The following is a 22719-nucleotide window of genomic DNA, read 5'->3' as shown; positions in this document are numbered from 1 at the left end:
GCGGTGCGGCGGCCGGCGGGCTTCCGGACTCGCCGGCCGGTGCGGCGAAGGAGGCCGCGGTTCAGGCTGAGCGCTTGCGGGAGGCCGACTTCTTCGCGGGCGTCTTCTTCGCGGTGCTCTTCGACGCGGTCTTCTTCGCGCCCTGGCCGGACTTCGCGGTCGACTTCTTCGCGGATGCCGTGGTCTTCTTGGCCGCCGTCTTCTTCGCGGTGGACGCCGACTTCTTGCCCCCGGTCTCCTTGGGCGCCGCGCGGGCCGTCTTGCGCTGCGGGAGCGACTTGACCTCGGCATGCTCGCCGGCCTCCTCGCCCCGGGACTCGCGTGCCGCGCGGACACTGTTCTCCAAGGCGGCCATGAGGTCGAGGACCTTGCCGCCCGCGGCCGGCTCGGGGGCCTGGGGCAGGGCCTCGCCGGCGGCCTTCGCGGCGATGACCTCCTCCACCGCCTCGCGGTACTCGTCGCGCAGGTCCGCCAGGTCGACCTCGCCCAGGGTCTCCATCAGGGCGTCGGCCAGGTCCAGCTCCTTGTCCCGGACCGTGACGTTCGTGTCGGGCGCCACGCCCTCGGGGGCGCGGACCTCGTCCGGCCACAGCAGGCCGTGCATGGCGATGGCGTCGCCGACCACCCGGAGCATGCCCAGGCGTTCCCGGCCGCGCAGGGCGAACTTGGCGATCGCCACCTTGTTGCTGCGCTTGAGCGCCTCCCGCAGCAGGGTGTACGGCTTCGCCGCCGGGGCGCCGCTCGCCTGGAGGTAGTACGCCGCGTCCATCTGGAGCGGATCGATCCGGTCGGCCGGGACGAAGGCGACGATCTCGATCGTCTTGGCCGTCGGGATCGGCAGGCTGGACAGGTCCTCGTCGGTGATCGGGATGATCGAGCCATCCGCGTCCTCGTAGCCCTTGCCGATCTCCCCCTGGGTGACCTCGCGGTCCTCCAGCTCGCAGAACTTGCGGTAGCGGATGCGGCCGCCGTCCTCGGTGTGGATCTGGCGGAAGGAGATCGAGTGGCTCTCGGTGGCGTTCACCAGCTTGATCGGAATGCTGACCAGGCCGAAGGAGATGGCGCCGTTCCATATGGATCTCACGTGCAGCACCCTTCCGGTCACTCTCGAGAGTGTTTGTCATGATTCGCGTGGAATTCTTATCGTATGGCGCCTATCACAGAGGTGGAGGGACGACGGCTCCCGCTCAGCAATCTGGAGAAGGTGCTGTATCCCGCCACCGGCTTCACCAAGGGCGAGGTCCTGCACTACTACGCGACCGTCGCCGAGATCCTGCTGCCCCATCTGCGCGACCGGGCGGTGTCCTTCCTGCGGTATCCGGACGGTCCGGACGGGCAGGTGTTCTTCACGAAGAACGTCCCGCCGGGTACGCCCGACTGGGTCACCACCGCCGAGGTGCCGCGGGTGGAGGGGCCCTCGCGGATGGTCCTGGTGCAGGACCTGCCGAGCCTGATGTGGGCGGCCAACCTCGTCGCGGAGTTCCACACCCACCAGTGGCTCGTCGACTCGCCCGACGAGGCCGACCGCATCGTCTTCGACCTGGATCCGGGAGCGCCCGCGAGCATCGTGCAGTGCTGCGAGGTGGCGCTGTGGCTGCGGGAACGGCTCGCGGCGGACGGCATCGAGGCCTACGCCAAGACCTCCGGGTCCAAAGGGCTGCATCTGCTCGCCGCGGTGCGCGGGGCGTCCTCCGAGCGGGTGTCCGAGTACGCCAAGGAGCTGGCCGTCGAGGCGGAGAAGGCCATGCCCCGGCTCGCGCTGCACCGGATGACCAGGAACCTGCGTCCCGGGAAGGTCTTCGTCGACTGGAGCCAGAACGCCGCGCGCAAGACCACGGCGACCCCCTACACCCTCCGGGCCCGCCCCGAGCCGACCGTCTCGGCGCCCGTGACCTGGGAGGAGGTCGAGGAGTGCGGCTCGCCCGGGCGCCTGGACTTCCACGCGACCGACATCGCACCTCGGGTGCAGGACTACGGCGATCTGCTCGCCCCGCTCCTCGACGCGGACAGGGCGGGCCGACTGCCCTAGCCACGGACTGACGGCACGCGCTCGCTCAGCGGCGAAGGGCTTGAGGGCGCGCGCTCAGCCAGGGGCTGGACGGCACGGCCTCAGCCAAGGCCTCGACGGCCCGCCCTCACACCCGCGTCCACGTGTTCCGGTCCCGTGCCATCGCGTGCAGGGCCTCGACGTCCGCCGGCTTCAGGACGCCGCCGTGGCGGGCCAGGGTCTGGACATCCAGGTCCGTGAGGACGCGGACCTCGCGCGGCGCGGCCGGGACCGACACGACCGTCGGGCCGACCAGGGCGAGGACGGGGCGGACCTCCGCCGTCAGGGCGTAGGAGGCGCGGTCGGCGTCGGCGCGGACACGGCGGAGCAGGGCGGTCGGTTCGCGGCGGCCCAGGGTGACCATGGGGTCGGCGACCGTCACCCGCTGCTTGCGCGCGTACAGGGCGTACAGGGCGAACAGTCCGCCGGGGCCGATCAGCAGGTGGTGGATGCGACTGCCCCCTGGAAGCGGGACGGAGTGCACGGCGTGCCAGCCGGCGCGGTCCAGGCGGTCCAGGGCGTCCCCGACCGCCTGCTCCGCCTCCAGGGCCCGGCGGCGCGGGTCGGGGCGCAGCCGGCGGGGCGGGCCGGGGTCCCGGTCGAGGGCCACGAGGAGGGCCTCACCGGGGCGGTTGGGGGCCAGGTCGTCGTCGGGGTGCAGGGTCAGACGGGCGAGCTCGGCGGGGGTCGGAACCACGGGCGGCCCCACCGTCACCGGGCCGGTGATGAAGGGCCCGAGAGCCCGGAGCACGTCGTCCTCGCGGTCCTCGCCCAGCAGGTTGACCCGGCCCGCCTCTCGGTCGTACCAGGCGATGTTCCTGCCGTCCGGGAGGCAGACGTACAGCCGCTCCTGACCGTGCCGCCAGGTCGGTATGACGCGCAGTCCGTCCATGCACCATCACCCCAGTCCATGGGAACAGGCGGGGTGCTGCGGGGGCAAGAACCCGGTTACCTTTGAGAGGAGTTGGGCGGTGATGCCGGGGAGGTGCCGTTGCGTACCCGCAGGAAACCCGATGTGCCGGCTCCGGAGAGCCCCTGGAGCGAGGTCGTCCCCGGGTTGTGGATGGGCGGCCATGAGTACACCGGCGCCTTGGGCCATCAGGAGTTCGCCGTCGTACGGGACGAGTTCGACCTCGTGCAGACGCTGCTGCGACTGCCGGGGCACGGGCCCGATCCGGACGTCCCGCACCACGTCTGGCCCATCCCCGACGGGCCGCTCGACGGGACGCAGCTCGCCGGCGTGATCCGGCTGGCCGAGGCCGCGTGCGAGGCGCTGGACGAGGGCCGCAAGCTGCTCGTCCGCTGTTACCACGGGTACAACCGCTCCGGCCTCGTCGTCGCGCACGCGCTGATGCGGCGGGGAGACTCGGCCGACTCGGCGATCCGGCTGATCCGGGAGCGCCGTTCGCCCTGGGCGCTGCACAACGATCTGTTCGTCGAGTACCTGCGGGCCGGGCTGGCGACGGCCCGGCTGCTGGAGGAGCTCACCGAGTAGGGCGGCACACGGACTCCCTCGCGCGCAAATAGGACTTCCATACGAATAAGGTGTACGGGGCCGACGGTCGGTCCGAGCCGTGTGATCGCCCTCGACCCGCAGGAGTGCAGTGCCCGTCAGCCGCCGTGTCGACAGCCCTTCCGGCCACCCCGATGACCTTTCCGGCCGTTCGGACGGCCTTCTAGGCCACTCGGACGGCCCTGCCGACTGCCCCGACGGCTCTTTCGGCCGCTCTGACAGCCGTTCCGGCCGCATCGGAAGCCGCCGCCGGAAACCCGGAGAGTTCGCCCGTCACGTCGCCGTCGTCGCTCTCCTGCTGGCGACCGCCGTCGGCTGCGGGGACGCCGGTGGGCTGGAGGGTGCCGGTGCGACGCCGACCGCGGTCGGGCCCGCCCGGCTCTGGCCGGAGCTGACGCCGGCGTCCAGTCCGGCCTTCGCGATCGGCGAGGTGAACACCGAGGTGGTCAAGGGCGTCAAGGTCCCCGGCGACGACATCCGCCGGGTGGACCCGGTCGGGGTCGTCCGGGCCGAGATCGCCGCGAGCCCGGGCGACTACGACGGCGACAAGGCGCCCTACCGCGAAACCAACCGCCGGATGGCCGACTGCGGCCAGGGCCCGGAACACGGACGCTGCCCGGTCCTCAGGCCGTACTACCGGGACCTGACCGGCGACGGGCACGACGATCTGACGCTGGGCTTCCAACTGCTGCCCGGCAGGACCACAGCGGTGCGCGTCTACACCGTCGAGAAGCACCGGCTCGTGCGGGTGATGGCCTGGGAGGACGCGCTGAGCGGCGTCGAGCTGGCCGGGCGTTCCCTCGTCATCCGCTCGCCCTCCGAGGTCGCGGGCTACGAGTACCGCCTCCAGTGGACCTGGGACCCGGACCAGCGGGCCATGCTCCTCACCCAGGACGAGATGCTGCGCACCGGCCCGCGGCAGCACTCCCGGCACCCCTCCGCCGCGCCCTCTGTCTCCCCCTCGGCGAGCACCGGATGAGACCCACGCTCCCCCAGTGGTCCGGGACGCTCGCCGCGAAGGCCGCCGCCTTCATCACCGTGATGTGCTGCGGGCTGGCCGCTCTGCTCGGCGTCCTGGTGCACGTGCAGGTGACGAACCAGACCGTCGGCCAGGCCCGCGACCAGGCGTTGCAGCGGCTGACGCAGGCGACGGAGCGGTACGAGGCCGGGGACTCGCTCAGGCGGGGCGCCGGGGTGGATCCCGCGGGGCTGCCCCGGCCGCTGCGGGAGCTGGCGGTGGCCGGGGAGCGCGGCACGATGGTGGCCGACTTCGCGGGGCGCCCCATGATGTGGGCGGCCGGGCCCGCCGACGGCGACCGGGCCCTGGCCGTGGCGGTCGACTACTCGCAGCAGGCCGGCACCATCCAGGGCCTGGACCGGGCGATCCTGTGGTCCTCGGGGCTGGCGATCGGGGCGACGCTGCTGGTCGGCGCGTTCGCGGTGACGCGGGTGACGCGGCGGCTGCACACCACGGCGCTGGTGGCCCGGCGGATCAGCGCGGGCGACCTGGACGCGCGCGTGAACGACCCCCGTACGGACCCGCGGACGAAGGACCCGGCGCGCCCGCAGGACGAGGTGGCCGCGGTCGCCGCCGCGCTGGACTCCATGGCGTCGTCGTTGCAGGGCAAGCTGCTCGCCGAGCAGCGGTTCACCGCGGATGTGGCGCACGAGCTGCGCACCCCGCTGACCGGGCTGCACGCGGCGGCGGAACTGCTGCCGCCCGGCCGTCCGACCGAGCTGGTGCGGGACCGGGTGGCGGCGCTGCGCACCCTCACCGAGGACCTGCTGGAGATCTCCCGGCTGGACACCGGCCGGGAGCGGCTGGAGCTGGACACCGAGCGGTTGGGGCCGCTGGCCGAGCGGGTGGTGCGGGGCGCCGGGAGCGACACGGAGGTCAGGGTCGTACGGGATGTGGCCGTGGAGACGGACCGGCGGCGGCTGGAGCGGGTGCTGGGGAATCTCGTGGCGAACGCGCACAAGCACGGGCGGGGGCCGGTCGTACTGACCGTGGACGGGCCGGTGGTCACCGTTCGGGACCACGGGGACGGTTTTCCTGAGTATCTGCTGGCGCACGGACCGCAGCGGTTCCGTACGGAGGGCGGGGCCAAGGGGCACGGGCTGGGGCTGACCATCGCGTTGGGCCAGGCCGAGGTGCTGGGGGCGCGCCTGGAGTTCGCCAACGCCCCGGACGGCGGAGCGGTGGCGACCCTGACACTCGCCGGACGCGTCCCGTAGTCCGACCTCCTATGGCCCACTGTGACGGGCGGGACCCCGAGGGCGTTCCTAATGTGGCGATTGGTCAGCTTCGGCACCTTCGCCCCCGCATGGAGGTAACCCCCGTGTCTCTGCGCTCCCGCCTCGCCATAGCAACCGCCGCCGGGCTCCTCGCCGCCGCGGCCGCCGTCACGCCCGCCGCCGCCGCGCACGACGACTGGGACCCGAGCGGCGGCAACGGGAACCACCACGGCCACCACGACCCGAGCGGCGGCAACGGAAACCACCACGACCCGCGCCTCTCCAAGGGCGTCGTCACGGCGAACACGCTGGCGCTGCGCAGCACACCGAACCGCGGCTCGCAGATCATCCGGTACGCCCACAAGGGCGACATCGTCAGCATCTTCTGCAAGACCGGCGGCGAGACCGTCAAGGGCAACCCCCTCTGGTACCTCCTCACGGACGGCACCTGGGCCTGGGGCGCGGCCCGTTACATCGACAACATCGGTCCCGCGCCACGCTGGTGCTGACATTCAGTCACCCAAAGGCACACAAGACGCACTGTTTGGGTAGGTTCCGGACATGAGCAAGGCCGGAATCACCGTGGCGACGGCGGACCCGCCCGCGCCCGCCGTCCGCCGCCTCCCCCGGCGCCGGGGCATCGAACTCGCCCTCATCGTCCTGGCCGTACTGCTGTCCGTGTACGGCTACTGCGCCGTCGGCCTCGCCCAGCACGGCACCCTCCCGCCCGGTGCCGCCGGCGACGGCGCCGGGCTGGGCGTGCTCGCGCTGCTGGCGCATCTGGCCGTACGCCTGCGGGCGCCGCACGCCGACCCGCTCCTCCTGCCCATCGGCGTGCTGCTCAACGGGCTCGGCCTGGTGCTCATCTACCGGCTCGACCTGGAGACCCCGGGCGACCGTGCGGCACCGGCCCAACTGATCTGGTCGACTCTCGGCGTGGCGCTGTTCATCCTGGTCGTCCTGCTGCTGCGGGACCACCGGGTGCTCCAGCGCTACACATACGTCTGCGTCGTCGCCGCGCTCGTGCTGCTCACCCTGCCGATCCTGTTCCCGGCGGTGAACGGCGCCCGCATCTGGATCCGGATCGCGGGGTTCTCCATCCAGCCGGGCGAGTTCGCGAAGGTGCTGCTGGCGGTGTTCTTCGCCGCGTACCTGGCCGCGAACCGCAGCGCCCTCGCCTACACCGGCCGCCGCGTCTGGAAGCTCCAGCTGCCCACCGGCCGTGTCCTCGGCCCGATCGTCGCCGTCTGGCTGGTCAGCGTCGGCGTCCTGGTCCTGGAGCGCGACCTGGGCACCTCCCTTCTCTTCTTCGGCCTGTTCGTCGTGCTGCTCTACGTCGCCACCGGCCGCACCGGCTGGATCGCCGTAGGTCTGCTGCTGGCCGCGCTGGGCGCGGTCGCCGTCGGCCGGCTGGAGCCGCATGTGCACAGCAGGATCGAGACGTGGCTGCACCCGTTCGCTTCGATCGAGGCGGGCGAGGGGCCGAACCAGCTCGCCCAGTCCCTGTTCGCCTTCGCGGAGGGCGGCATGCTCGGCACCGGCCTCGGGCTCGGCCACTCGGTCCTCATCGGCTTCGCCGTGAAGTCGGATTTCATCCTGGCCACGGCGGGCGAGGAACTCGGCCTGGCGGGCCTGTCCGCGATCTTCCTCCTCTACGGCCTGCTGGTGGAGCGCGGCTACCGGGCCGGCCTCGCCCTGCGCGAGCCCTTCGGGCGGCTGCTCGCCGTCGGCCTCGCCTCGCTCGTGGCGCTCCAGGTGTTCGTGATCGCGGGCGGGGTGACGGGCCTGATCCCGCTGACCGGCATGGCGATGCCGTTCCTGGCGCAGGGCGGCTCGTCGGTGGTGACCAACTGGGCGATCGTGGCCCTGCTGGTCCGCGTCAGCGACTCGGCACGCCGTCAGCACGACGGGCCGGGCACCCGGTGACGCGGCACATCCGGCACGCCGGCGTCTTCTGCGCCCTGCTGCTGGCGGCGTTGCTGTTGAACGCGGCCCGCGTCCAGGTCGTCCAGGCCCCCGAGTACGACCGCAACCCCGCCAACCGCCGCTCCGACATCGCCCGTTACGAGGAGCCGCGCGGCGACATCCTGGTCGGCGGCCGGCCCGTCACCGGCTCGAAGGACACCCGCGAGCACCTGCGCTACGAACGGACCTACACGGACGGCCCGTTGTACGCGCCGGTGACCGGTTTCGCCTCCCAGCTGTACGGAACGACGCTCCTGGAGAAGGCCGAGGACGGCATCCTGTCCGGCACTAACCCGATGCTCGCGCCGTTCCCGCTGTGGAACGACTTCACGCGGGCACGGAACTCCGGCGGCGACGTCGTCACGACCCTCGACCCGGCCGCGCAACGGGCGGCGTACCAGGGACTCGCCGGACTCAAGGGCGCGGTCGCGGCGCTGGAACCGTCGACCGGCCGGATCCTGGCCCTGGTGTCCCGCCCGTCCTACGACCCCCAGCCGCTGTCCGGGAACGGGTCGGCGGCGGCCGAAGCGTGGCGGCGGCTGAACGCCGACCGGGACCGCCCGATGCTCAACCGGGCGGTGCGGCAGACCTATCCGCCGGGTTCGACCTTCAAGGTCGTCACCGCGGCCGCCGCGCTGGACGCCGGCGTGGTCGAGGACCTCGACACGCCGACGGACTCCCCGGACCCGTACACCCTGCCCGGGACGCGGACCCGCCTGACGAACGCGTCGCGGGGGTGCCGGGACGCCTCCGTGCGCGAGGCCTTCACCCTGTCCTGCAACACGGTGTTCGCCAGGCTCGGCGTGGAGGTGGGTGTGACGGACATGACGGCCACGGCCCACGCCTTCGGCTTCGACAATCCGGCGCTGCGGATGCCCTTCCCGGTGGCCCGGTCCACCTTCGACACCTCGCTCGACCAGGCCCAGCTCGCCCTGTCGTCGATCGGCCAGTACAACACCCGCGCCACACCGCTCCAGATGGCGATGGTCGCGGCGGCCGTCGCGAACGGCGGTCAGGTCCGGGAGCCGTACCTGGTGGAGCGCACGATTCGGCCGGGCGGCAGCACCCTCGCGACAGCCGGCCCGCGCGCGGTCCGCCAGGCGATGTACCCCTCGACCGCGGTCCGGCTGCGCGCGCTGATGCGGGAGGTGGTCGAGAAGGGGACCGGACGCCGGGCCGCGATCCGCGGCGCCAAGGTGGGCGGCAAGACCGGCACCGCCCAGCACGGCCGCGGCAACTCCGGCATGCCGTACGCCTGGTTCATCTCCTGGGCCCAGGGCGACCGCGACCTGGCGCCGCGGGTGGCGGTCGCGGTGGTCGTGGAGGACGCGGAGGCGGAACGCCGGGACATCAGCGGGGGCGGCGACGCGGCGCCGATCGCCCGGGCGGTGATGGAGGCGGTGCTCAAGTCCCGCTAGCGGATGCCGAGTCGGTCAGCTGCGGCGGTTGATGGCGGTGAGGTCGATGTCGACGGGGAACGGGACGGTCAGCTCGAGCTTGTCGTGGAAGATGCCGGTCAAGCCGTAGGCCTGGGTCGCGGGATCGAGTTCGTAGACATGACCACCAAAAGCCCCTCGTTCTCCTCGACGCGCCAGTAGTGCGGAATCCCCGCCTGCGCGTACTTCCGCGGCTTGACCTCACGGTCCCGGTCCTCCGAGGCGACCTCTACGGCGATGACGACGTCTTCAGGCCGGTACCAGGTCTGCCTGGGACCTGTGTCGGCACCCGCGCGGAACACCAGGACATCGGGTTCCGGCCGATTGCGCTCATTCGGCTTGACGGTCATCTCCCGGATGACGTCGAGCTCCTCCGGCACCTGGTCCAGCAGGGCGTTGTCCAGCAAGCGGACGGCACGCGAGTGGAAGGGGGTCTGCGGACTCACGAAGACAAGACTCCCGTCGATCAGCTCCGTGTGCGCAGGAAGGTTGGGAAGCTCGTCGAGGTCGTCCGCCGTCCAGCCACCCTGCGGCGGACGAGGCCACTCGTAGTCGTCGTCCAGCCCGTAGTCGCGTGCGGCGCTCAGGGTTGCTCCCATGTGACGGAGTCTGCCTGGCACAGCCGGCGTACCCAGGGGAATATGCCGATTCGCCCGTCGGCCGAGTGACCGCCGGGTCGTTGACCAGAAGTGGCGCGCAGGGGATTGACGGCCTTGCTGACAGGCAGTCTCATAAGGGGAACAGTGACGTGTGCACAACGAGGTGGGCAGCCATGACGACCCTGACGGAAGCCGACGCGCTCGACGGCCTGCGCGATGCCCTGGGCCTGCTCAAGGACCGGGAACAGGTGGCCCAGCGGCTGCTCGACTCCTCCGCCAAGCACTCCTTCGACCCGGACAAGGAGTTGGACTGGGACGCGCCCTTCGAGGAGGGCAAGTGGTTCTGGCCGCCGGAGCTGGTGTCGCTCTACGACACCCCGCTCTGGAAGCGGATGGGCGAGGAGCAGCGGATCCTCCTCTCCCAGCACGAGGCGGCGGCGCTGGCCTCTCTCGGCATCTGGTTCGAGATCATCCTCATGCAGCTGCTGGTCCGGCACATCTACGACAAGGCCGCCACGAGCGCGCACGTGCGCTACGCACTCACCGAGATCGAGGACGAGTGCCGGCACTCCAAGATGTTCGCCCGCCTGATATCCCACGGCGGCACGCCCTGGTATCCGGTCAGCCGCGTGCACCAGCACCTGGGCCGCCTCTTCAAGACCATCTCCACCACGCCCGGTTCCTTCACGGCCACGCTGCTCGGCGAGGAGGTCCTCGACTGGATGCAGCGCCTGACGTTCCCCGACGAGCGTGTCCAGACCCTGATCCGCGGCGTCACCCGTATCCACGTCGTGGAGGAGGCCCGCCACGTGCGCTACGCCCGCGAGGAACTCCGCCGCCAGATGGTGACGGCCCCCAAGTGGTCCCAGGAGTTCACCCGCATCACCTCCGGGGAGTTCGCCCGGGTGTTCTCGGTGGCGTTCGTGAACCCCGAGGTCTACACGAACGTCGGCCTGGACAAGCGGGAGGCTCTCGCGCAGGTGCGGGCGAGCGGGCATCGCCGCGAGGTCATGCAGAACGGGTCGAAGCGGTTGACGGACTTCCTCGACGACATCGGGGTGTTGCGGGGGGTCGGGCGGCGGTTGTGGAGGTCGTCGGGGTTGCTGGCGTGAGAAGGACGGCCGGCTGGACGCCCCACTCGGTAAGTCCGGGCGGGGCGTCGCGGTGTCACTGCCGCTCGTCTTCCCCGTCGCCCCCTGGCTTGAGCCGGTCGTCGATGCGGATGGTCACGGGGTCGCAGTCGCCACCGACGTGAGGGTCTCGGGCGATCTCCTCGACGATGTCGCCGATGCGCTGGTGGAGATGGTGGGCGATGGCCTGGGTACCACGCCCGGCTTCGGCATCGTGCCTCACGTCGTCGAGGCTGGTGAGAATGGCGACGAGGCTGGGCCCGGAGAGTCCGGCCATGACGATGCCATGGGTCTCGCTGACGGCGCCGGGGATGTGGAAGTGCTGATCCGCCCCGGCGTGCTTGACCAGGAACTCCCAGGTATCGCGGTGGGCGTGAAGGACGGCGGCTGAGATACCGGCGGCCGCCCGAAGCGTTTCGGGGTTCAGTGAGTCGTCGTCCGGCATCCGCGGCTCCGGCCGGGCGACCGGCTCGGGCCGCTTGTCCTCCTCCGGGATCGAGGGCGGTACCGGTTCCGGAGCGGCCGGCTCCGCCATCGGGGAGGCCGCCGTGCGGAGTTGATCTCCGAGCTGGGCGATGGAGCCGCGAAGGGCGACGAGTTCGTTGCCGATGTTCGCGACGGGACCGGTGACGATGTCGTTGGTTCGGGTCAGGGCCTCACGGGCGACGGCCCGGACCTCCGCGAGTCCGGTAGTGATGGCGGCTGTGGCGTCCTGCCGACTCTGATCGATGGTGTGTTGCTGGTCCGTCACTTGCTGTTTGACGGCCGCGAGTTCGGCTGTGACGTGACTGAGCTGGTCGCTGATCCGGCGAAGGAGCTCCCTGTCATCTCGGCCGAATGGCACGTTCCCCCCTTGTGGTCACCACTGACCCTGAAAGGGTGAAGCCGGGGCAAGTCCCCGGCAAGAACGCGATCCGGCCACCCTCGCATCGCGAAAGCGAACCCGGGTTAGGTCATGTCCATGCAGGGTGACTACTGTCCTCCTTGAACTCGTCACCCTCCGTGGCCGCCCTCAAGGAGATCACCACCGCATGTCCCCCCACACCACCCGCCTCGTACCGCTGCCGCGTCTCAAGGTCGCCGCCCTCGGGGTCACGACCGCTCTCGCCCTGACCGCGTGCGGCGGCCAGGCCGCCTCGGACTCCGGCGCCGACGACACCCCGCAGGGCGTGGTCACCCAGGCCGCCGCCAAGAAGATCGCCGACCAGTACGAGGAGGCCAACAACAAGGCCAACGCCGCGCAGGACGAGAAGCTCCTGGGGACGGTCGAGGCGGGTCAGGTCTACGCGATGGACAAGGCCGTCTACACCCTCTTCGAGACCTGGCCGAAGAAGGAGCAGAAGGCCTACGCCGAGCCCTTCTCCTACCAGGACCGCGAGTACGTGATCCCCAAGAAGGGCACCGCGACCTGGTTCGCCGTCCGGGCCACGTCCAGCGTGGACCGCAAGAACAGCGTGCTGCTGGTCTTCGACAAGGTCGGCGGGACCTACAAGATGGTGCTGTCCCTCTGGGCCGATGGCGGCGAGCCCCTCCCGAAGCTCGCCGTCGACGATCACGGTCTCGCCGAGGCCGTCGACCCCGGCGCCGAGGTCGGCAAGCTCGCCCCCGCCGACCTCGGCGCCGCCTACGAGGACTTCCTCGAGACCGGCGGCACGAAGGAGGGCAGGGCCCTGACCTCCACGAAGCCGGTCGAGAACGCCAAGCAGACCTACCAGCGGAGCAGCACCGAGGGCGCGGCCGACGGCAAGGCCACCCAGAAGTTCTTCACCAAGCCCCCGGCCGACCCGAGCGTGTACGCCCTGCGGACCGCCGACGGCGGCGTCCTCGCCCTGTTCCCGGCCGCCCACAAGCAGGAATCACTGCTGAAGGAGTCCTACCGCTCCATCGCGGATCTCGTCCCCGACGACGAACAGTCCGCTCTCGGCGCCACCAGGGGCGCCCTCATCACCGACGTGTTCGAGGGCCAGGGCCTGGCCGAGCTGACCCCGAAGGCCGCCAGGATCACCGCCGTCGACTTCCAGCACGTCGACGCCCGCTAGCAGGCGGCCCCACTCGGCCGCACCGGCCCCGACCCACCCCACCGCCCAGGCGAAGGCGCGCACCCCCGCCGAAGCCCCACAGGCAGCCGCAGGCCCCCCGCCGCACCGCCGGAGGCGTCCGCTACGCAGCCCCCCGACCCCCCGATTACGCTGCCGGTCATGACACCAGCCGCCCCCACCCCCGCCTACCGGCGACTCAGCGTCGAGGAACGTCGTAGTCAGCTGCTCACCGCCGCGTTGTCGCTCTTCGCGCACCGCGCCCCGGAGGATGTGTCCCTGGACGACGTGGCGGAGGCGGCGGGGGTGTCGCGGCCCCTGGTCTACCGGTACTTCCCGGGCGGCAAGCAGCAGTTGTACGAGGCCGCCCTCCGCTCCGCCGCCGACGAGCTCCGGCACTGCTTCGACGAACCCCGCGAGGGCCCCCTGCTCCCCCGCCTGTCCCGTGCCCTCGACCGCTACCTCGCCTTCGTCGACGAGCACGACGCCGGCTTCAGCGCCCTGCTCCAGGGCGGCAGCGTCGTCGAGACCTCGCGTACGACCGCCATCGTCGACGGCGTACGCCGCGCCGCCGCCGAGCACATCTTCCGGCACCTGGAGGTCACCGGGCCCGGGCCGCGCCTGCGGATGACCGTCCGGATGTGGATCACCGCCGTCGAGGCGTCGTCGCTCATCTGGCTCGACGAGGACAAGCAGCCGCCCGCCGAGGAGCTGCGCGACTGGCTCGTCGAGCAGTTCCTGGCCATGCTGTCGGTGACCGCCCGCCGCGACCCGCAGACCGACGCCCTGGTCCAGGCCCTCGCCGAGGATGTCTGACACTGATCCCGTGAAGAGTGAAGACACCCCTTTCGAGGGCGGCCCCATGGACGGCAGGGTCCTGCCCGTCCTGCTCGGCATCACCGGCCACCCGCCCAAGACGTACCGCATCCCCGTCCCGGACTCCGCCGGCGGCCCGCCCACCGTCCTGGTCTACCGCCGCGTGCCCCGGACGCAGGGCAGAGTCGGTCTCACCCAGCGCTGGAAGTACGAGTACGCCCCCGAGGGCGCACCGACCCGCCGGCTCAACTGGCCCTGGTCGAAGCCAGACGCCACGCCGCCCGGCAAGCGGGACGACGCCGACGGGTGACCCCGTTGCGCCGAACCGCGCACACCCACCGCGCGCACCTCGCGCACACGCCTGATCCTCACGAGTGTCCGGTGGCCGAAGGGCCGCCCTCACACCGGAGGTGATGGCATGTCAGGAAGACTCGTGCGGCTGGTCTGCGTCGCGGCGACGGCGGCCACAACCGTCCTCGCCCCCGCCCCCGCCACGGCGGCCCCGGAGCCCGGCCCCGCACAGGACCCCGCCTCCGCCCAGGACGCCGCCTCCGTCGCCGGCCTCCTGACGGACTTTCAGCAGCTGTACCGGAAGGCCGAAGAGGCCACCGAGGCCTACAACGCCACCGAGGAGAAGCTGAAGAAGCAGCGCGCCGAGACCGACCGCCTGGACCGCGCCCTCGCCCGCACCCGGCTCTCCCTGCACGACAGCCGGGGCGCGGCCGGCCGCCTGGCCCGGCAGCAGTACCAGAGCAGCACCGACATCTCCCCGTACGTACGCCTGCTCCTGGCCCGCGACCCGCAGCACGCGATCGACCAGGGCCGTGTGATCGGCCGACTGGCGCGCGAGCGGGCCGAGACCGTGGGTCGGCTGACCGGCAGCGAGCGTAAGGCCCACGAACTGGCCCGCAAGGCCCGCGAGGCCCTCGACCGGCAGCTCGCCCTCACCGAGCGGCGGAAGAAGGAAAGGGACGAGGTCCGCGAGCGGCTCCACGACGTCGAGGATCTGCTCTCCTCCCTCAGCCGCGACCAGCTCACCGCCGTCGCCGCGTTCGAGAAGAACGGAATCGAGAAGGCGCAGGAGAAGTTCATGGCGTCCGGCGCGCTCAGCGACGGCGGCAGCGTCCGCCGGCCGACGGCCGGGGGCGGCCGGGCCGTCCGCTACGCCGTACGGCAGCTCGGCAAGCCCTACGAGTGGGGCGCCGAGGGCCCGACGTCGTACGACTGCTCGGGCCTGACATCGCAGGCCTGGGAGGATGCGGGGACGCCCATTCCCCGGACCAGCCAGGAGCAGTGGAAGCGGCTGAAGCGGGTCCCGCTCACCGACCTGCGGCCGGGGGACCTGGTCGTCTACTTCCCCGAGGCCACGCACGTGGCTATGTACCTCGGCGACGGCATGGTCGTCCAGGCGCCCCGGCCGGGTGCGAAGGTCAAGGTGTCACCGATCGCGGCCAACCCGGTCCTGGGCGCCGTACGCCCGGACCCGGACGGGAAGCCCCTGCGGCGGTACGAGCCGCCGGAGCTCCCCGAGTGGGCCACGGACGGGTCGGACGAGGGATACAACGGATACGACGGATACGAGGGCGAGGCGGACTAGGCGGCGCCCGCGCCGGACACCTCGACCAGATAGGCCTGCGCCTTCTCCGGGTCGTAGAAGAAGTTCTCGAAGTCGGCCGGGTCGTTGAAGCCGTTGGCGAACCGGTCGGCGACCGGCTGGAGCTCACCGGCGGCGCCGATCAGGTTCAGGATGTGCTCCGGCGGCGGCGCGAGCATCGCGTTGGTCCACTTGGTGACGTGCTGCGCGGTGTCCCAGTAGCGGTCGAAGGTGGCCCGCATCCACTCCTCGTCGAACGGCTTGTCGCCGCGCTCGACGATCGAGGAGAGGTAGGCGGCCGCACACTTAGACGCGGAGTTGGAGCCCTGGCCGGTGATCGGGTCGTTCGCCACGACGACGTCCGCCACGCCCAGCACGAGCCCGCCGCCGGGGAGCCGGCCGATGGGGTTGCGGACGGTGGGGGCGTAGCGGCCGGCCAGCGTGCCGCCCGCGTCGGTCAGCTCGACCTTGGTGGCCCGCGCGTACTCCCAGGGGACGTACCGCTCCATGAGTTCCAGGGTCAGGGAGAGGTGCTCCGCCGGGTCCTTGACGCCCTTGAAGACGTCGAGCGGGCCGCCGGGTATGCCCTCCCAGAACAGGATGTCGGCACGGCCGGAGGTGGTAAGGCACGGCATGACGAACAGTTCGCCGACACCCGGCACCAGGTTGCAGCGGACCCCTTCGGTGTCGGGGTGCTCGGGGCGCGGGCCCAGGCCGTGGACGTACGAGACGGCCAGCGCGCGCTGCGGCTCGCTGTAGGGGGACCGCTCCGGGTCCCGGGCGAACATCTGCACCAGCTCGCCCTTGCCCGCCGCGACGAGCACCAGGTCGTACGTGCGGGAGAAGTAGTCGAGGTCGCCGACGGCCGCGCCGTGGATGACGAGCTGGCCGCCGCGCTGGGCGAACGTCTCCATCCAGCCGGCCATCTTCACGCGCTGGTCGACCGACTGCGCGTACCCGTCGAGCCTGCCCAGCCAGTCGATCGCACGTGCCGCGGGACCCTCGGCCCAGGAGCCGGGGGCGGCGACCGAGACGCCGAGTCCTTCGATCTTCGGGGCCTGGGACTCCCAGAAGTTCAGCTGGAGGTCACGCTCGTGCTGCAGGGCCGTGTGGAACATGCACTGCGTCGACATGACCCGGCCGGTGCGGATCTCGTCCGCCGTCCGGTTGGACATCAGGGTGACCTCGTACCCCTGCGACTGGAGGCCGAGAGCTATCTGGAGCCCGGACTGACCGGCTCCGACGACGAGTATCTTCCGCATGCGGGGCTGTCCTCTACTCGGGGGTTTCGTCGAGCGCGTGGCCCACCAGGGCCAGGAGGGTCTCGATCACGGAGATCCGGCGACGCGCGTCCATGATCATGACAGGTATGTGTTTCGGGATGGTCAGGGCCTCCCGCACGTCCTCCGGCTCGAACAGCTCACTGCCGTCGAAGTGGTTGACCGCGACCACGTACGGCAGTCCGGAGCTCTCGAAGTAGTCCAGTACCGGGAAGCAGTCCCTCAGACGGCGGGTGTCGGCCATGACGACGGCGCCGATCGCGCCGCGCACGATGTCGTCCCACATGAACCAGAAGCGCTGCTGGCCCGGCGTGCCGAACAGGTAGAGCACCAGGTCGTCGTCGAGCGTGATGCGCCCGAAGTCCATGGCCACGGTGGTGGTGGTCTTGCCCGGCGTGTCGGTGAGATCGTCGGTGGCCTCGCTCGCCTCGGTCATCAGCGCCTCGGTCTGGAGGGGCGTGATCTCCGAGACAGCGGTGACCAGCGTGGTCTTGCCCACGCCGAAGCCGCCCGCCACCACGATCTTCGTGGCGATGGGGGCACGGGTGCGGTCCGTCTGCCAGGCGTGCATGCCCTCGTCGGGCTGGGCGAACGGGGAGGAACCAGCGACGCCGTGAGCGGCGTCAGAGACGACGGAGTCCACTCAGCACCCTTTCCAGCAGAGCTCGGTCCGGGCGGCCCGTGCCATGGCCGGTGCCCGTCCCGTACACACGGATCTTTCCCTGGTCCGCGAGGTCGCTGAGGAGCACGCGGACCACGCCGAGCGGCATCTTCAGCAGCGCGGCGATCTCGGCCACCGTACGCATCCGGCGGCACAGTTCGACGATGGCCCGCAGTTCCGGCATCACGCGGGTGGACAGGGAGCCGTTCGTCAGTTCCTTGCGCTCCTCCGGGGCGTCCAGCGCGGCCGTGCTCGCCACGAACGTCTCCACCAGCAGGACGTGGCCGAAGCGGGTACGGCCGCCGGTGAGCGAGTAGGGGCGGACCCGGGCGGGTTTGCGGTCACCGCCGCGGACCGGGAGCTGCTGCCTGGGCGTACTGCTCATCGTGCACTCCCCGTCGTCTGGGAATCCGCCAGGGATTTTCGGAGTTCGCTGCGGAGTTCGGGCGTCAGGACGTGGCCGGCGCGGCCCACGAACAGAGCCATGTGGTACGCCACCACGCTCATGTCGCAGTCCGCGGAGCCGTGGACGCCGAGCAGCGAGCCGTCGCTGATGGACATCACGAACAGGCTGCCCTCGTCCATCGCGACCATGGTGTGCCGGACCCCGCCGATGTCCATCAGCTTGGCGGCGCCGACGGTGAGGCTGCCGATGCCGGAGACGATGGTGGCCAGGTCGGCGGCGGAGCCGCGGGGGCCGGTCTTCTTGGTCCCGCGGGCCTGAAGGGCCTCCCGGGCCTGCTGGTTGCGGTGGTCGTCGGAGGACAGCAGGAGCAGTCCGTCGGACGAGACGACCGCGACCGAGAGGATGCCGGGCACCTCCTCGACGAGGTTGGTCAGCAACCAGTGCAGATTGCGGGCCTCACTGCTCAGTCCGATCAGTCCGAAGGTACTGGGAGCGGTCAACTGCTTGCCTCCTCGACTGTGCCCCCCGTGGCTTCTTCGGATTCAGCTGGTTCTGATGCGCCGGTGTCCGGCCGCTGGTGCGAGGCCGTCTTCTCGGCGATCTCCGCCTCCACCTCGCGGTAGCCCGCCTGGGCGCCCTGGCGGAAGCCGCCGAGGCGGCGGCGGAGGGCTTCGGCGTCGACGGAGCCGGTCCGCTGGCGCGGGGCCTGGGCCGGGGCGGTGATCTTGGGAGTGCGCTTGGGGAGGCCCTTGTCCGTGACGCGGTCCTCTTCGTCGTCGGGCGCGCGTTCGTGTTCCGCCTCGGCTTCGCCTTCGGCGGTGTCCTTCCCACCCGCACCTCCCGTGCGGGTTTCGTCGTCAAGTGCGGGCGGCCCCTGTGGGGCCGTTTCGCCGTCGGCCGCGGGCTCGTGCTGCGTCGGCTCCGGCTCCCCCTGCGGTATCGGGGCCAGCAGCTCCATCGTGGTCTCGGCGGGGGTTTCCGCCGGTGCCGTCACCTCTGTCGCGGGTGCGGCCAAAGCGGCATCCGCCGCCGCCTCGCGCCGTACCGCCTTCTCCGCCAGCGCCACCAGCGGGTCGCCGCTGCCCGCGCGGCCGTGCAGGACGTTGGAGTTGGCCTCGGCGTCGGCACCGGGGAACGCCACGGTGTGAGTGGCACCCGGAAGAGGTCCGGAGGCCGGGACGGACGCGGGCGGGGCCGCCGCCAGCAGGGTGCGGGGCAGGACGACGACCGCCGCGACACCGCCCTGCTTCTGCTCACGCAGCTGCACGCGCACACCGTGCCGGTGGGCGAGGCGGGCCACGACGTACAGGCCGAGGCCGAGACCGTCCTCGCCCTCCTGGTCGTACGGCGCCTCCGGGTCGAAGTCGGCGAGGCGGGCGTTCAGGCGCTCCAGCCGGTCCTCGGTCATGCCGATGCCCTCGTCCTGGACCGAGAGCATGACCTCGCCGTTCTCCAGCAGCCAGCCGGAGATCTCGACGGGCCGGTCGGGCGGCGAGAACGAGGTGGCGTTCTCCAGGAGTTCGGCCAGCAGGTGGGACAGGTCGTCCGCGGCGAACCCGGCGATGTGCGCGTGCGGCGGCAGGGCGGCGATCCGGACCCGCTCGTACCGCTCGATCTCACTCACCGCGGCGCGGACGACGTCCACGAGCGGCACGGGCCCCGCGGCGTGCTGGACGTGCTCGGTGCCGGCGAGGACGAGGAGGTTCTCGCTGTGCCGGCGCATGACCGTGGCGAAGTGGTCGAGCTTGAACAGCGTGGCGAGGCGATCCGGGTCCTGCTCGCGCTCCTCCAGATTCTCGATGACGGCCAGTTGCCGCTCGACCAGCCCGAGGGTGCGCAGCGCGAGGTTGACGAACGTGCCGCCGATGGCCGTGCGCAGCCGCTCCAGCTGGGCGGCGGACTCGGCGAGTTCGCCGCGCAGTTCCTCGCGCGCGTCGGCCATCTTCTGGCGCTGGCCGACGAGGTGCTTGCGGTCGGACTCCAGCGTGGCGATTCGCTCGGTGAGGGCGACGGCGTGCGCGTGCAGGGCGTTGACGGAACGGACGACCTGGGCGAACTCGTCGTTGCGGCCGGTGAACTTGACGGGTTCCTCGGCCGCCGGGACCTCCGCCTCGGCCAGGCGCTTCGAGCCCAGGCGCAGGACCGCGAGGGGACGCGTGAGGCTGCGGGCCATGCCCGTGGCGACGCCGACGGCGAGCAGCATCAGGGCGCCGAGGACGGCGATGCGGATCTCCAGCGCGGTGACGTCGTCGTCGCGCAGCGCCTCCAGGTCCTTGGTGCGCCGGTCGTAGAGGGCGGACTCCACGCCGCGCATCAGGTCGATCCGGGCGGAGAGGGCCGCGTCCAGCTTCCTGGCGTTGGTCAAGAGTTCGTTGCTGGAGAGGGTCGGCTGGTCGGTGAGCGTGGCGAGGTACTTCTCGGCGGAGTTGACCTCGGTGCCGGTGACCGTGCTGTCGAAGGAGGTCCGGGCCGGCTTGGGCGCGGTTTCGCGGAAGTCGGCCAGGGCCGCGTCGGAGCGCAGCCGGGCCTGCTGGGCGGCGGCGCTCAGGGCGTCGCGCTGCCGGGCGTCGGCGTCCGAGGAGGTCTCGGTCGGCAGGCCGGTGACGGGGTCGATGACCGTCTCGGTGCCACGCGGCACGCTGAGGGCGGCGAGCAGCAGCCCCCGGGCCGCGGCGGCCTGCTGCACGGCGGAGTCGAGCTCGGCCAGGGCGTATCCGCCTGAGCCCGCGCGGGGCGGCGCCTGCTGTGCCAGCCGCTCGGCGAGCCGGTGGAGTTCGGTGATGGCGACGGAGTACGCCTGGTGCGCTTGGAGAGCGCTGCTCTTGCCGGTGAGCGCCGACCGGCGCGCGGCCGCGATCGCGTCGAGGTCGGAGCGGAGCGAGGCGGGCGTGTCGGTGTCGGCCCGCAGCTCCTCGACCTGCCGGTCCACCCGGGCACTGCGCTGCTCGGAGGGCGCCTTGGACTTGGGGCGGCCGGCCGCGATGTAGGAGGTGACGTCGTCACGCTCGTCGGCGAGGGAGTGCGCGAGCGCGAGGGCGTCCTGCGTCTGCTCGGCGAGTGTCACCAGCTCCTGCGAGTCGTGGAGTTGCCCGGAGGCGGCGAGGACGGACGGGGTTCCCGCACCGGCGATGGCCGCGGCGACCACGGCCACGGCGACGATGAGCCGGTTGCGTACATGGGTGGGGCGGCCCTTGCCGGTGGGGGGCGTCGGCTCAGCGCCCTGAACGGGGGCCGTCTGCTTGCCTGTGCGACGAGGCCGCGTCTTCTGCACCGGTGCTCGCATTCCTGACTCGTGAACTCATGGGCCCGGATGACGCTCCGTCAACTGGTGCGCACTCCAGGTACACTTCCCGACCCTCCCAGCGCCGGTGGGCAGCGCACCCGCATCACCTGACCCGCCACCCGAAGGAGTGAACCCCGGAGGAGAGTTGGGGGGCAAGTTCCGCTGGCCCTTGCAGCGGCCTTGCGTGGCAGGCCGGTTGGACGCCGTGGGCGGGCGGTGGCAGTATTCGCCACCACGTCTTCCCGGAACAAAACATTCCATCCCAAACGGGGCGTCTGACCTGCATTGCCGCACCGGTCCGGCAATCATTGCCAGTCTTTTGCCGACCTTGTGAAGGGCTCGTGCAGACTGGCTGGATGCGTACGGAACTCGCCTCGGAACCGGGAGACGCGGATCGCGCCAACGAGGACTTCGCCAGTGTCGGACTACCGGCCTCCGGACAGGGCGGTTCGGTCGTCGTGCTGGACGGTGTCACACCGCCGAAGGGCGGGACGGGTTGTCTGCATTCCGTCCCCTGGTTCACCGCGCGCCTCGGTGGAGCTCTGACCGAACTGACCGTTTCGCTCCCGGATGTTCCCCTGGTCGACGCCTTGTCCCGCGCCATCGCGCGTACCGCCGAGGCGCACGCCTCAACCTGTGACCTTTCTCACCCCCGAGCTCCTCAGGCCACGGTGGTCGCGGCCCGCTGGTCCCCGGAGACGGTGGAGTACCTGGTCCTGTCGGACTCGGCTCTCCTCGTGGAGTCCCCGGACGGCGTGGTGACGCCCTTCCTGGACGACCGTCTGGCCCTCCTCCCCCGCTCGGCCCTGGCCACGGCCGCGCTGGTGGACTCCACGCTCCGCAACAAGGAGGGCGGCTTCTTCACGGCGGCCGCCGATCCCTCGGTGGCCCGCCGGGCGGTGACCGGCTCCCTGTCCCGGTGCGAGGTCCGGGCGTTGGCCGCCCTGACGGACGGCGCCACCCGCTGGGTCGAAAGGTTCGAGGAGGGCGACTGGACGGACTGCTTCCACCTCGTGCGCAAGGAGGGGCCCCAGGCGCTGGTGGACCGGGTACGGATGCTGGAGCGAGCGGATTCGGCCAGATCGTTCCTGGGCCGGGGCAAGACGCACGACGACGCGACGGTCGTCTACGTGGAGTTCTGAACCCGGAGAGTTCCGGGACACTCGGAGGGTTCCGAGCAGCCGGAAAGGCCCGAACACCGGGAACCGGGTGTTACTTCTCCATGCCGCGGTTGAGCTGGTGCAGCAGCCGGGCCAGTTCCGTGACCTCGTGGGTGTCCCAGTCGGCCAGGCGGCCGGCGTAGCGGGCGCGGCGGGCGTCACGCACCCGCCCGACCCGGTCGTGGCCCTCCTGGGTGAGGGCGACGAGCCAGGCGCGTCCGTCGGCGGGGTCGGGCTCGCGGGCGATCAGGCCGAGTTCCTCCAGGGCGCGCAGCTGGCGGGACATGGTGGCCTTGCCGACGCCGATGTAGGCGGCGAGCTCGGTGGCCCGCTGCTTGCCGCACTCGTCCAGCCGTACGAGCAGGCCGTACGCCGACGACTCGAGGTCGGGGTGGACCTCCCGGGCCATCTCGCCCTGACTGGCCCGGGCCCGCCGCAGCAGCACGGTCAGCTCCCGCTCCAGCGCCAGGAAGGCAGGCTGATCCACGCCGGTTCCGGCCAGAGAGGCGTCCCGGTGTCCGTCGTCGTTGCCGTCCTCGTGCACGTGAGCCCTGCCTC

At 71.6% G+C, this 22719-nt stretch carries 22 protein-coding genes and 1 pseudogene; 13 read left to right on the top strand and 10 right to left on the bottom strand.

All coding sequences use genetic code 11. The annotated features are described in order from the left end of the window. Positions 1-61 precede the first annotated feature (61 nt). Positions 62-1093 (bottom strand): Ku protein, encoded by a 1032-nt coding sequence (locus V8690_RS29105; RefSeq protein ID WP_338785498.1) that lies wholly within the window; start codon positions 1091-1093, stop codon positions 62-64. Between the two features lie 54 nt (positions 1094-1147). Here V8690_RS29105 and ligD point away from each other — a divergent pair, with 54 nt between their 5' ends. Continuing rightward, the gene (gene ligD / locus V8690_RS29100) at positions 1148-2029 is read left to right on the top strand and encodes a non-homologous end-joining DNA ligase (protein WP_338783085.1); all 882 of its coding nucleotides are present in this window, start codon (positions 1148-1150) and stop codon (positions 2027-2029) included. Positions 2030-2135: 106 nt separating this feature from the next. Here ligD and V8690_RS29095 read toward each other — a convergent pair whose 3' ends face one another. Continuing rightward, positions 2136-2939, bottom strand: a complete 804-nt coding sequence (locus V8690_RS29095; protein ID WP_338783084.1) for a nuclease-related domain-containing protein — start codon at positions 2937-2939, stop codon at positions 2136-2138. Between the two features lie 99 nt (positions 2940-3038). Here V8690_RS29095 and V8690_RS29090 point away from each other — a divergent pair, with 99 nt between their 5' ends. The 6 genes from V8690_RS29090 to V8690_RS29065 all read left to right on the top strand — a co-directional run bounded on the left by V8690_RS29090 (position 3039) and on the right by V8690_RS29065 (position 9178). Further along, positions 3039-3542 carry a protein phosphatase gene (locus V8690_RS29090; protein ID WP_338783083.1) on the top strand — a complete coding sequence of 168 codons (504 nt, stop codon included), beginning with the start codon at positions 3039-3041 and terminating at the stop codon, positions 3540-3542. Positions 3543-3795: 253 nt separating this feature from the next. Continuing rightward, positions 3796-4539 carry a hypothetical protein gene (locus V8690_RS29085; protein WP_338785497.1) on the top strand — a complete coding sequence of 248 codons (744 nt, stop codon included), beginning with the start codon at positions 3796-3798 and terminating at the stop codon, positions 4537-4539. Further along, entirely contained in the window at positions 4536-5795 is a 1260-nt protein-coding gene (locus tag V8690_RS29080) for a HAMP domain-containing sensor histidine kinase (protein ID WP_338783082.1), read from the top strand. Before V8690_RS29085 ends, V8690_RS29080 begins: the two co-directional genes overlap by 4 nt. 89 nt (positions 5796-5884) lie before the next feature. Then, positions 5885-6304 (top strand): SH3 domain-containing protein, encoded by a 420-nt coding sequence (locus V8690_RS29075; protein ID WP_338783081.1) that lies wholly within the window; start codon positions 5885-5887, stop codon positions 6302-6304. Between the two features lie 52 nt (positions 6305-6356). Beyond that, positions 6357-7721, top strand: a complete 1365-nt coding sequence (locus tag V8690_RS29070) for an FtsW/RodA/SpoVE family cell cycle protein (protein WP_338783080.1) — start codon at positions 6357-6359, stop codon at positions 7719-7721. Further along, on the top strand, positions 7718-9178 hold the full coding sequence (locus V8690_RS29065) for a penicillin-binding transpeptidase domain-containing protein (RefSeq protein ID WP_338783079.1): 1461 nt from the start codon (positions 7718-7720) through the stop codon (positions 9176-9178). The genes V8690_RS29070 and V8690_RS29065 overlap by 4 nt, the downstream gene beginning before the upstream one ends. A gap of 15 nt (positions 9179-9193) precedes the next feature. On the opposite strand, the pseudogene V8690_RS29060 reads toward V8690_RS29065, so the two are convergent. Beyond that, positions 9194-9783, bottom strand: a pseudogene (locus V8690_RS29060) (Uma2 family endonuclease). 185 nt (positions 9784-9968) lie between these two features. Here V8690_RS29060 and V8690_RS29055 point away from each other — a divergent pair. Continuing rightward, entirely contained in the window at positions 9969-10907 is a 939-nt protein-coding gene (locus V8690_RS29055; protein WP_338783078.1) for a diiron oxygenase, read from the top strand. 55 nt (positions 10908-10962) lie between these two features. Here V8690_RS29055 and V8690_RS29050 read toward each other — a convergent pair whose 3' ends face one another. Further along, on the bottom strand, positions 10963-11676 hold the full coding sequence (locus V8690_RS29050; RefSeq protein ID WP_338783077.1) for a hypothetical protein: 714 nt from the start codon (positions 11674-11676) through the stop codon (positions 10963-10965). Between the two features lie 280 nt (positions 11677-11956). Between V8690_RS29050 and V8690_RS29045 the strand changes: the two genes are divergently transcribed. From V8690_RS29045 to V8690_RS29030, 4 genes are all read left to right on the top strand, one after another. Next, on the top strand, positions 11957-12964 hold the full coding sequence (locus V8690_RS29045) for a hypothetical protein (protein ID WP_338783076.1): 1008 nt from the start codon (positions 11957-11959) through the stop codon (positions 12962-12964). A 159-nt stretch (positions 12965-13123) separates the two neighbouring features. After that, the gene (locus V8690_RS29040; RefSeq protein ID WP_338783074.1) at positions 13124-13777 is read left to right on the top strand and encodes a TetR/AcrR family transcriptional regulator; all 654 of its coding nucleotides are present in this window, start codon (positions 13124-13126) and stop codon (positions 13775-13777) included. Between the two features lie 10 nt (positions 13778-13787). Next, complete coding sequence (locus V8690_RS29035; protein ID WP_338783073.1) at positions 13788-14087, top strand: hypothetical protein; 300 nt, start codon at positions 13788-13790, stop codon at positions 14085-14087. Between the two features lie 108 nt (positions 14088-14195). Next, positions 14196-15374: a C40 family peptidase gene (locus tag V8690_RS29030; RefSeq protein WP_338783072.1), complete on the top strand. Its 1179-nt coding sequence runs from the start codon at positions 14196-14198 to the stop codon at positions 15372-15374. Here the strand turns inward: V8690_RS29030 and V8690_RS29025 are convergent. Genes V8690_RS29025 through V8690_RS29005 form a run of 5 tightly spaced genes read right to left on the bottom strand, consistent with a single transcriptional unit; the run spans position 15371 to position 20989 of the window. Continuing rightward, positions 15371-16633, bottom strand: coding sequence for a styrene monooxygenase/indole monooxygenase family protein (locus tag V8690_RS29025; protein WP_338783071.1), 1263 nt, complete (start codon positions 16631-16633; stop codon positions 15371-15373). The genes V8690_RS29030 and V8690_RS29025 overlap by 4 nt on opposite strands. 13 nt (positions 16634-16646) lie before the next feature. Beyond that, positions 16647-17294 (bottom strand): ATP/GTP-binding protein, encoded by a 648-nt coding sequence (locus tag V8690_RS29020; RefSeq protein WP_338783069.1) that lies wholly within the window; start codon positions 17292-17294, stop codon positions 16647-16649. Next, a complete protein-coding gene (locus tag V8690_RS29015) occupies positions 17275-17697 on the bottom strand; it encodes a DUF742 domain-containing protein (RefSeq protein WP_338783068.1) in 423 nt (140 codons plus the stop codon). The genes V8690_RS29020 and V8690_RS29015 overlap by 20 nt, the downstream gene beginning before the upstream one ends. Continuing rightward, positions 17694-18218 (bottom strand): roadblock/LC7 domain-containing protein, encoded by a 525-nt coding sequence (locus tag V8690_RS29010; RefSeq protein ID WP_338783067.1) that lies wholly within the window; start codon positions 18216-18218, stop codon positions 17694-17696. The genes V8690_RS29015 and V8690_RS29010 overlap by 4 nt, the downstream gene beginning before the upstream one ends. Beyond that, positions 18215-20989, bottom strand: coding sequence for a nitrate- and nitrite sensing domain-containing protein (locus V8690_RS29005; RefSeq protein WP_338783065.1), 2775 nt, complete (start codon positions 20987-20989; stop codon positions 18215-18217). The genes V8690_RS29010 and V8690_RS29005 overlap by 4 nt, the downstream gene beginning before the upstream one ends. Positions 20990-21357: 368 nt before the next feature. On the opposite strand from V8690_RS29005, the gene V8690_RS29000 reads away from it, so the two are divergent. After that, the gene (locus tag V8690_RS29000) at positions 21358-22143 is read left to right on the top strand and encodes a protein phosphatase 2C domain-containing protein (RefSeq protein WP_338783063.1); all 786 of its coding nucleotides are present in this window, start codon (positions 21358-21360) and stop codon (positions 22141-22143) included. 70 nt (positions 22144-22213) lie between these two features. Here the strand turns inward: V8690_RS29000 and V8690_RS28995 are convergent, their stop codons facing one another. After that, a complete protein-coding gene (locus V8690_RS28995; protein ID WP_338785496.1) occupies positions 22214-22705 on the bottom strand; it encodes a MarR family transcriptional regulator in 492 nt (163 codons plus the stop codon). Positions 22706-22719: the final 14 nt, after the last annotated feature.

It is taken from the genome of Streptomyces sp. DG1A-41, from assembly GCF_037055355.1.
GTDB lineage: Bacteria > Actinomycetota > Actinomycetes > Streptomycetales > Streptomycetaceae > Streptomyces.
The sequence above is the reverse complement of the archived record's forward strand: the minus strand, read 5'-3'. Positions and strand labels throughout refer to the sequence as shown.